Raw genomic sequence first — 9,711 nt, forward strand, 5'->3', positions numbered from 1 at the left:
AAGAATTAAAGGTGAGTCGGACCCGGCTCACCCACCAACACACCTTCGGGGGTTGCCATGTCGAATCAAACGGCGGATATGTCACGTCTTGAGGATTTCATTCCTTTTGACTGCCTCAGCGAATCCCATCGCAATGAAATCCAGGGCCAGATCGAAGTCATCAAGATCGGCCCCGGTCGACTCCTGTTCAAGCGCGGTCAAAGCAGCGACAAGGCCTACTTTCTGGTCGAAGGCTCACTGGATCTCACCGACGCCAGTTTTCAGGTGCGCCATTTCACCGCTGACGACGATGAAAACTACCTGGCCATCGACAACTACGCCGAACACACCATCAACGCCATTACCGCCGAAACGACCACGCTCTACGCCATCGACCGCAACAAGCTGGACCTGCTGATGACCTGGACCCAGGCCGCCGAGTCCATGCTTGACGAAGACGACGATGAAAATGAGCGGGACTGGATGGACGCGCTGCTTTCCTCGGAACTGTTCTCCGCAGTGCCCCCGGCCATGATTCACAGCCTGTTCGTGAAATTCGAAGAACGCGAAGTCCAGCTCGGCGAAACCATTGTCACCGAAGGCGAAGACGGCGACACCCTGTTCGTGATCAAACAGGGCAAAGCCATGGTCACCCGCGTTAAGGGCGCCAAGCAGGAAACCCTGGCCGCCCTTTCCGCCGGCCGTTTTTTCGGCGAAGACGCCCTGATCAGCGACAGCCCCCGCAACGCCACAATCACCATGACCAGCGATGGCGTGCTGATGTGCCTGGGTAAAAATGACTTTCAGGCGATCCTGCAGGACTCGGTCATTCGCCACGTCACGGAAGATGAGCTGGACACCATGGTGCTGGAAGCCGACACTGCCTGCATCCTGGTGGATGTGCGCCTGCCCATGGAATTTCGCCATGACCGCACCCCCGGTGCTCGCAACCTGCCGCTCAATGAATTACGCCGTGAAGTCCAAAACCTCGAGAAGGATTTTTTCTACGTGGTATGCGGTGACGGTCGACGTAGTGAGCTTGGAGCCTATATCCTCTCCGAAGCAGGCTTGAACGCCTATGTGCTTGACCGGGGAAAACCGACGGATGCAAAAGAAGAATCCCATGCTGAGGCTGAACAGGCCTGACTCTCTATTCTTTCTTCTGGTGCTGGCCCTGTGCGCCAGCGCCAATGCGGTCTTCGCAGACGTCCCGCCGCCCTTCGTCGTCCATAGCCAGCCCGACCAGGCACGCATCACCATCTATTCCGAATATTACCGTGACGCCTCCGGCGACGCGGATATTGGCACCATCAGCCAACCCCCTGTTACCGGGCATTTCCAGCCCGCCACACGTTATGTCGAACGGTTGGGGATTCGCGACGGCGCCTGGTGGGTACGCGTCGCCCTGCAAAACGAGCTGAGCAATAAACAGGACTACGCACTGGTCCTCAAAGGCAACCCCAATGCCCGCGTATTCTTGCCCGGCGCCGATGGTCATTACACCCAGGCGAGCCAGGAGCAACGCATACCCGGCCGTGAGGCCAGCTACCGGCTACACCTGCCCACCGGTGAACCACAGCTGATTTACTTGCAGCTCCAGCCCCAGGGATATCTCACTTACGGCCTGACCCTGAACGGCATCAACGCCCAGGTGGCACAACAGAGCCACACCAACGCCGTGTACATGCTGCTCGCCGGTGCCCTGCTGATTCTCGCCATCTACAACCTGATCGCCGGCGCCATGCGGGGCGGGAGCACCTACTTCTACCATTGCGGCTTTATTCTCTCCATTCTGGTCATCAGCCTGGTGCTGGCCGGTTATCTTCCCCTGTCGCTCACCGAGAACAGCACCGTCCAGCCCCGCACCCTGTTCGTGATGATGATGATCGCGCTGTTTTCTGCCACCGGGGTGGCGCGCTCCTTTTTCGATCTTTCCATCAAGGCCCCCCTTCTGCACCGCATTACGCTAATGCTCAAGTGGGGCGCGCTCGCCATCATTCCCCTGACTCTCGCACTCCCCATTGCCCTGGCCGCCAGCCTCAGCTTTGCCACCGTCAGCCTGGCCGCATTTATCCTGCTGATTCTGGGCTACACCAGCTGGCACCGGGAGCTGAATGGCGGCGGGCTGTTTTTCCTGACCACCCTGCTGGTGAGTGGCCCTGCCCTGCTGGTTTGCCTGGCCTACCTGGGGATCCTGCAAACCAGCGCGGAACTGCCCCAGTGGCTGCTGGCGACCACCGCACTGGAAGCGGTCACCCTGGGGGTGGGCCTGCGCGTCAGCCATCGCCACCAGGCACTCCTGCATATCGAGCAACAACGTTCCCAGGCCGTGGCGGAAACCGTGGATGCCACACGCCGGGAAACCCTGTCCCGGATTGGCCATGATGTGCGCACCCCGCTCAGCGGCATCCTCGGCATGGCGGAGATCCTTGCCGACACCCCGCTGACCCCGAACCAGCGCGAGTGCGTCGGCGCCATTCAGAACGCCGGCGACAACCTGCTACGCATCATCAACGATGTCCTGGAGCACTCGCAGCTCTCCACCCGCGGCACCGACATCAACCACAGCGCACTGGATATTCATGACCTGGTCATGGAAGCCGTTGATCTGTTCAAGGAACGGGCAGAAGAAAAGCAGATAGAACTGATCACCCATGTGCACACCAATGTGCCGGGCCGGGTGGTCGGCGATGCCGGCCGCCTGCGTCAGATCCTTACCAACCTGACGGGCGCCCTGATTCGCCATGGCCACCCCGGCGAAATGGTGGTGGACGTTTCCATGGAACCCACCGGGCAGGCCGACCGCGTTCGGTTTGGTTTCACCGGCAGCGCCATGAACGAGGAAACCCTCAAGCGCTTGCGGGACAACCAGAAGCAGAACGAAAGCAGCCACCTGAGCCTGGCCATTGCCGAACAATTGGTGGAAGCCCTGGGCGGGCGCATGGGCACCCTGCAGGATCACAAGGAGGTGCATTACTGGTTCGTGGTGCCGCTACCGGCCGAAGATGCCCCCGCGCCAAGCTCCAACGTGGACACAACCGCTCTCTCCGGACGCAGCCTGTTGGTGGTGGACGACTCCAGCACCGTGACCCGGGTATTGCGCCACCACGCCCTCTCGTGGGGCATGCGTGTCACCGCCTGCCACGATCCACGCGAGGCCCTTGCGTCCCTGCGCACCCAGGCCAATATCAACGAGCCTTACGATATCGTTGTCCTCGATCACCACATGCCCGGCATGGACGGCATGCAGCTGGCTGCCCGCATCCATGAAGACCCGGTCATCGTGCACCCCACGGTGCTCGTCATGCTCACCGGCATCAACAATGCACCCACCGCCACCCAGGCCCGCAACGTGGGCATTCACCGTGTGCTGTCCAAGCCGGTCTCCGCGCCGCGGCTGCGCCAGGCACTGGCAGAAGAATTAGGCCTGGGGCATCCGTCGGTGCCAGAACACAGCAAACCACAACACCAGCCGGACCCGGGCCTGAAACTGCTGGTGGCGGAAGACCATTACCTGAGCCAGAAGGTGATTCGCGGCATGCTGGGCAAATTGGGCCTGAAGGCGGATATCGCCTCCAACGGCAAGGAAGCGCTGGAACTGGCCAGCAACACGCGCTACGACCTGATCCTGATGGATTGCGAAATGCCGGAAATGGATGGCTTTGAGGCCACCCGGATGATCCGGGCACAGGAGCAGAAACAAGCCTTGCCAGCGGTGCCCATTGTGGCCCTGACCGCCCATATCCTGCGTGAGCACAAGGACCGCAGCCTGGCAGCGGGCATGAACGCCCACCTGCCCAAGCCGGTGGAATTGAATGTGCTGCGAGAAACGCTGGTGCGCTTTACCCGCCCCGACGCCACTGATTCGGACTCATGGATCGCCAACGACGAAAAGCGCGACTGAACGAACTGGATTCGGCAAACCCCAGCAGCAGCGCAATATCCGTCAACGACAAGGCCGGGTCCTGCAGGTACAGCTCAGCCAGTCGCTGGCGCAGCCCGTCAACAATATCCTGAAACCGCACCCCACGACTGAGCAGACGACTGCTAAGGGTGCGCGATGGCATGCCCAGCTCCGCGGCCACAGCCTCCAGGCCCGGCTCCCCTTCAGTCAACAGACGGTAGATTTCGGATCTGACAACACTGACCAGGTTGGTGCTGCCTTGAAAATCCGCCAGCAATTCCCGCGCCTCGCGCTCCATCATCACCGCCAGCCCCGGGTCTGCCGTATTCAATGGCTGCTGCAATAATCTCGCATCCAGCACCACACCATCGAATGCAGCCGAGAACTGTACCGGTGCCTGAAAATAATCCGCGTAACGCTCAGGCTCGACTGGCGCAGGGTGCCGAAAACAAACAGCCAGAGGCGCCAGGCCGGCCGGCAATAGCGGGCGCATGAACGCCACCCATCCGGTAATCGCCGCCTCCACCAGAAACCGGGCCGGCTCGCCGGTCAGCGGGCATTGCCAACGCAGGATCACCTGTTCATTTTCGTGGCTCAGGCGGGTCTGCCCCAACTTGCCAGACAGGCTTTCGAAGCGTACCAACCGATCAATGGCCTGCCCCAGATCCCGGCTGGCTAACACCGCATACCCGAGCACCTGATAGGAGCGAGGCTTCACCCTTTTGCCCGTCTCGAACCCCAGGCCCGCATCCCCGCAGGCATCAAGAATCACCAGAAACAGGCGCAATACATCCACCAGCGGCAGCAACTGATCCGCCTGTTTAAGCTGGTGCTCATCCAGCCCCGCCCGCGTAAGGATAGCCTCCTCGTCCAGGCCATAATGGGCCAGCAGCGCAGGCAAAACCGCCGCCACATAAGCAGCAGACAGGCTCTGGTCCGACCCCGCCAACCGGGGATCAAGCACCGGCACTGACCGCCCGCCCCTGGCACCATTGCCGTAACCGCGCCAGTGATTCCGCCATGGTCACCGACAGCGGCACGGTCGCCGCCAGCTCGGCCTCCAGCAAGGCCTGATCCAGTGGCTGATCCCCGGCCCCGGCGCTATACAACCCGGCCACCACTCCCTGCTCTATCTCAGCGCCGGTAAAGCCATCGCTGTGCTCCGCCAGGCGAGCCAGGTCAAACGCTGATACGGTTTGTCCGCGCTTTTCCAGATGGATCCGGAAGATCACTTCCCGCACCTCACTGGACGGCAAATCCACAAAGAAGATCTCGTCCAGACGCCCCTTGCGGATCAATTCCGGGGGCAACCGTTCAATATCGTTGGCGGTGGCCACCATAAACACCTGACTGCGGTTTTCCGCCATCCAGGTCAACAACGTGCCAAGCACCCGGCGGGAAGTACCACCATCGTTATCGCCCACCGCAATCCCTTTCTCGATTTCATCGATCCACAGCACACAAGGCGACATGGTTTCCGCCATGGCCAACGCCTCGCGCACATTGCGCTCGGATTCCCCGAAGAATTTGTTGTAGATAGCGCCCATATCCAGGCGCAGCAACGGCAGCCCCCAAAGCCCGGCCACCGATTTGGCCGCCAGGCTTTTACCGCCGCCCTGCACGCCCACCAGCATCACCCCACGGGGCGAGTCGATACCTTCACCCTGATTTCCATGGAAGGCACTTTCACGCTTGCCCAGCCAGTCTTTCAGACCCTGCAACCCGCCCACATTCGCGAAGCTGTCAGTGTCGTATTCGTAGCTCAGTACGCCATCCATTTCCATCAACGCAAACTTGGCCTTGTTCACCTCCGGCAGGTCCGCCTCGGTGATGGCGCCATCGTGGATAATCGCCCCACGGGCCAGCTTGCGGGCATCTTCCACGCTCAAGCCACGCAGGTTGCGCACCAGCCGGTCCAGCGATGCCCGGTCCGCGCGCACCCGTTCGCCCCGCTCTTTCTTGAAACGGCGCGCCTCATCCTGAACGATGTGTTCCAGCTGTTTTTCATCGGGCATGGACAAGCTGAACCGGGTGCAATAACGGCGCAGTTCCGCTGGAATGGTTAACTCATGGCTGATCAACACCAGGGTGTGATGCAAGCGCTCATGGTGCAGGGCGATTTCCTTGAGCAAGCGCACATGCTTCGGCTCTCCATCCAGATAAGGATGCAGATCGCACAACGCATAGATCCCCGGCTCATTGGTGCCGCGAATCTGCCCCAGCATGGCATCCGGCTCGATGGTGTGTTTCTGGCTGGGACTCTCTTCCAGCTCCAGCCTGCGCAGGCCATCCACCGCATTCCAGCCGAATACCGGCCGCCCCTCTCGCATCCCCAGACGGCGAATCAGATCCAGCGCCCGCAGCTCCTCCCAGGTTTCAATCACCACAATGGGGTAGCGGGATTCGAGCAGCATTTTCAGGTCGTTAAGATCACTCATGGCTAAGCAACACGCCGCACGCAGCAGGCTTCACGCGGGGCGACAGTTTCCTTGTTAGTATGTTTGGCAGAATCGAGGGTGATTCAATTAAAGCGTTCTTAGGCTACACTAAGAGCCCCTTACTTTTCACTCGGCAAGCCTGTTGCCCGCTTGCCCGCCAGCGATCCTTTGCCATGACTCAACGCCGACTATCGCCTCTGGACAAACTACTCGCCCGTGCTGACAACGCCCTGCGTACCCTTACCCCGGGCACCATCCAGGCGGAGCGGACTCCTGCCCATGCCTCCCCGGCACCCGATGCCCCGGACGCCGGCAGCCTGCCCAGCGACAAGCGCCGCCATGTGCTGGGGTTAATGCGCATTAACCATACCGGTGAAGTGTGCGCCCAGGCGCTGTATCAAGGGCAGGCAAGCACCGCCAGCCTGCCGCATATTCGCCACGCCATGGAAGAGTCCGCCCGGGAAGAGGAAGACCATCTGGCCTGGTGTGAGGAGCGCATTCAGGAACTGGGCGGCGTGCCCAGCAAACTTAATCCGCTGTTCTACGCCATGAGCTATGCGGTGGGAGCCACCGCCGGCCTGATCGGCGACCGCTGGAGCCTGGGCTTTGTGACGGAAACGGAAAATCAGGTGGTCAAACACCTGGAATCCCATCTCTATCAGATACCGGAAAGCGACCTGCGCACCCGCGCCATTCTTGAGCAGATGAAGACCGACGAGCTCAAACATGCCGTCACCGCCAAAGACGCCGGCGGCGCCGACCTGCCTCCCCCCGTGCGCCACGCCATGACGCTGATGAGCAAGGTGATGACGTTCACGACCTACAGAATTTGAATTAATAATGAAAGTTAATAATTAATAACGTCGCGAACCCGGGTTTCCCTACCCCAAACGCAAGAGGCCGCGTCCATACTCTGGGCGCGGCCTCTTGGCTTTAAAAGCAGCACGAAACTTCCCCGCGCAGCTATTAATTATTCATTATTAACTATTAATCGCTTCTCAACCAAGGTTTCGGCTGTAGAAAATCTCCAGCATCTCCGTGCGCAAACGCTCTTCGATCTGGTCCAGCTCTTCCTGCTCGAACTCGTCGCTGCCGGCACCAAACAGATAGTTATCGATATCGAAGTCTTTCAGCAGCATCTTGGTGTGGAAGATGTTTTCCTGATACACATTCACGTCGATCATCTGATAGGCGTTCTGGGTGTCTTCCGTCAGGAAGTTCTGGATGGAATTGATATCGTGATCAATAAAATGCTTGGTGCCATCCAGGTCCCGGGTCATGCCACGCACCCGATAGTCCACAGTAACGATATCGGAATCGAAACTGTGGATCAGGTAGTTCAACGCGCGCAGCGGGGAAATCACGCCGCAGGTGGAAACATCCACATCCACGCGGAACGTGGAAATACCGTTATCCGGATGGGACTCCGGGTAGGTATGCACCGTCACGTGACTCTTGTCCAGGTGAGCGACCACCGTCTCCGGCAACGGACCCGGCGCCTCTTCATCCCAGTCGGACCCATCCGGCGGGGTTTCGTGCTCGGCGATCAACATGGTGACGCTGGCACCCTGCGGATCGTAATCCTGGCGGGCCACATTCAGGATGTTGGCGCCAATGATCTTGGTCACGTTGGTGAGAATCTCGGTGAGACGCTCCGCGTTATACAGCTCGTCAATATATTCGATATATTCCTGACGATGCTGCTCGGTCTTCGCGTAAGCAATATCGAAAATATTGAAGCTCAAGGATTTGGTCAGGTTGTTGAAACCGTGAACCGTAATCTTGGGATTGGGATCTTTCACCACAGCCGTACCCCATGGGCGTTTCATCGCCACGTTAAGACAAACACACCACCGCACCCCGTGCGGCTACCTTGTTTGCAACATCCCGAAGGACGCCGCGAATCACCGGCCAGGCCGGCATATTGCGTTACCGAGGCGCCCGCCGGGCACCTCAGCCTTCAATGGTATAACTATGGGTGATCTCGACACCACCGCGTGTCAGCATAATGCTGGCAGAGCAGTATTTCTCTGCCGACAGCTCAACCGCCCGTTTCACATGGGCTTCCTTGAGGCTGTTGCCGCTGACAATAAAGTGCAGGTGGATCTTACTGAACACCGCCGGTACTTCATCGGCCCGCTCTGCGGTCAGCTCGCAGCGGCAATCGGTCACGTCCTGGCGGGATTTCTTGAGAATATGGATCACATCAAAGGAGGAACAGCCGCCCACGCCCAGTAACAGGGTTTCCATGGGGCGCGGCCCACGGTTCTGGCCACCGTGATCCGGCGGGCCATCCATCAGCACCTTGTGGCCGCTTTCTGTTTCCGCTTCATAGCAGGCTTCGCCCTGCCACTTAACCACTGCTTTCATGGTGATCTCCTGGTCTGTCACCCCATCTCAAACGCAGGCCGAACGCCTGATTGCGCCCACCCCGGAAGGGGGCGCAGAGTACCATAGCACGGGGTCTGCGCCACCCCTTTCAGGGTAGGTCGACGGGAATAATTTACCGATATATCACCAACCCGGAAAATCGGCGTATTTGGCCGAAAACCCGTTACTTAATCCGGGTTTAGCTACCGCCTGCCCTGTGAAAATCGAGAGTGAGAGCCAGTTCCCTTGGCATAACTCATAAAAACAGGCAATATCCATACGCTTATTGGCTAAGACATTTTTCTGGCTTCAAGACTGAGCGCCCATGACTGACGGCAACAAAATTATTCCAAATCTGGACCACTTCCTGGCCCATTGCCACCGCCGCAAATACCCGGCGAAAAGCACGATCATCTATGCCGGCGATGAATCGGATGCGCTGTATTACATCCTGAAAGGCTCTGTGACGGTCATGATCGAAGACGACGATGGTCGCGAGATGATCATGGCGTATCTCAATGAAGGGGATTTCTTCGGTGAAATGGGGCTGTTTGAAAACGACCCCTCTCGCTCCGCCTGGGTAAAAGCCAAGAGCGAGTGCGAAGTCGCGGAGGTGAGCTATGCCAAATTCCGGCAGCTGGCCCGCGAAGACGCCGACATCCTGTTCACGGTATCCGCCCAGATCGCTGGCCGCCTTCGCGCCACCACCCGCAAGGTGGGGGACCTGGCGTTCCTGGATGTGACAGGCCGTGTCGCAGGCACCCTGCTGGACCTGTGCAAGCAACCCGATGCCATGACGCACCCGGATGGCATGCAGATTAAGGTCACCCGCCAGGAAATCGGCCGCATTGTCGGCTGTTCCCGGGAAATGGTGGGCCGGGTACTCAAGAACCTGGAGGAGCAGGGTCTGGTATCCGTGAAAGGCAAGACCATGGTGGTTTACGGGACGCGGTAAAAAGCAGTTAACCGTTAATAATGAATAGTTAATAGCTGCGCGTCGAACACCATCAGATACTGAAA

Annotated in this window: 8 protein-coding genes; 4 read left to right on the top strand and 4 right to left on the bottom strand. The window is 59.2% G+C overall.

Features of this window, described 5'->3' with window-relative positions; translation table 11 throughout:
- The first annotated feature begins 57 nt into the window (after positions 1-57).
- Together ADG881_RS06240 and ADG881_RS06245 are read left to right on the top strand one after the other, a co-directional pair.
- Positions 58-1,125, top strand: coding sequence for a cyclic nucleotide-binding domain-containing protein (locus ADG881_RS06240; RefSeq protein WP_039926332.1), 1,068 nt, complete (start codon positions 58-60; stop codon positions 1,123-1,125).
- Positions 1,103-3,883 (top strand): hybrid sensor histidine kinase/response regulator, encoded by a 2,781-nt coding sequence (locus ADG881_RS06245; RefSeq protein ID WP_232211696.1) that lies wholly within the window; start codon positions 1,103-1,105, stop codon positions 3,881-3,883. The genes ADG881_RS06240 and ADG881_RS06245 overlap by 23 nt, the downstream gene beginning before the upstream one ends.
- Here ADG881_RS06245 and ADG881_RS06250 read toward each other — a convergent pair.
- Positions 3,822-4,853, bottom strand: coding sequence for an AraC family transcriptional regulator (locus ADG881_RS06250; RefSeq protein WP_039926335.1), 1,032 nt, complete (start codon positions 4,851-4,853; stop codon positions 3,822-3,824). The two genes, ADG881_RS06245 and ADG881_RS06250, sit on opposite strands and share 62 nt — an antisense overlap.
- Positions 4,840-6,321, bottom strand: coding sequence for an AAA family ATPase (locus ADG881_RS06255; protein WP_007149888.1), 1,482 nt, complete (start codon positions 6,319-6,321; stop codon positions 4,840-4,842). Before ADG881_RS06255 ends, ADG881_RS06250 begins: the two co-directional genes overlap by 14 nt.
- Before the next feature lie 173 nt (positions 6,322-6,494).
- On the opposite strand from ADG881_RS06255, the gene coq7 reads away from it, so the two are divergent.
- On the top strand, positions 6,495-7,154 hold the full coding sequence (gene coq7, locus ADG881_RS06260) for a 2-polyprenyl-3-methyl-6-methoxy-1,4-benzoquinone monooxygenase (protein ID WP_007148522.1): 660 nt from the start codon (positions 6,495-6,497) through the stop codon (positions 7,152-7,154).
- 165 nt (positions 7,155-7,319) lie between these two features.
- Here coq7 and speD read toward each other — a convergent pair whose 3' ends face one another.
- Positions 7,320-8,126 carry an adenosylmethionine decarboxylase gene (gene speD / locus ADG881_RS06265; RefSeq protein WP_369699525.1) on the bottom strand — a complete coding sequence of 269 codons (807 nt, stop codon included), beginning with the start codon at positions 8,124-8,126 and terminating at the stop codon, positions 7,320-7,322.
- Positions 8,127-8,274: 148 nt separating this feature from the next.
- The gene (locus ADG881_RS06270; RefSeq protein ID WP_011589301.1) at positions 8,275-8,691 is read right to left on the bottom strand and encodes an OsmC family protein; all 417 of its coding nucleotides are present in this window, start codon (positions 8,689-8,691) and stop codon (positions 8,275-8,277) included.
- Positions 8,692-9,016: 325 nt separating this feature from the next.
- Between ADG881_RS06270 and crp the strand changes: the two genes are divergently transcribed.
- Positions 9,017-9,646: a cAMP-activated global transcriptional regulator CRP gene (crp, locus tag ADG881_RS06275; protein WP_007151459.1), complete on the top strand. Its 630-nt coding sequence runs from the start codon at positions 9,017-9,019 to the stop codon at positions 9,644-9,646.
- Positions 9,647-9,711: the final 65 nt, after the last annotated feature.

The organism is Alcanivorax sp. DG881 (assembly GCF_000155615.1).
In the GTDB taxonomy this organism is placed as follows: Bacteria; Pseudomonadota; Gammaproteobacteria; order Pseudomonadales; family Alcanivoracaceae; genus Alcanivorax.

Excerpts from the sequence above, each read along its gene's own strand:
- ADG881_RS06270 (WP_011589301.1), bottom strand. The coding sequence starts at position 8,691 with ATGAAAGCAGTGGTTAAGTGGCAGGGCGAAGCCTGCTATGAAGCGGAA.
- ADG881_RS06240 (WP_039926332.1), top strand. The coding sequence starts at position 58 with ATGTCGAATCAAACGGCGGATATGTCACGTCTTGAGGATTTCATTCCT.
- ADG881_RS06255 (WP_007149888.1), bottom strand. The coding sequence starts at position 6,321 with ATGAGTGATCTTAACGACCTGAAAATGCTGCTCGAATCCCGCTACCCC.
- ADG881_RS06245 (WP_232211696.1), top strand. The coding sequence starts at position 1,103 with ATGCTGAGGCTGAACAGGCCTGACTCTCTATTCTTTCTTCTGGTGCTG.
- coq7 (WP_007148522.1), top strand. The coding sequence starts at position 6,495 with ATGACTCAACGCCGACTATCGCCTCTGGACAAACTACTCGCCCGTGCT.
- crp (WP_007151459.1), top strand. The coding sequence starts at position 9,017 with ATGACTGACGGCAACAAAATTATTCCAAATCTGGACCACTTCCTGGCC.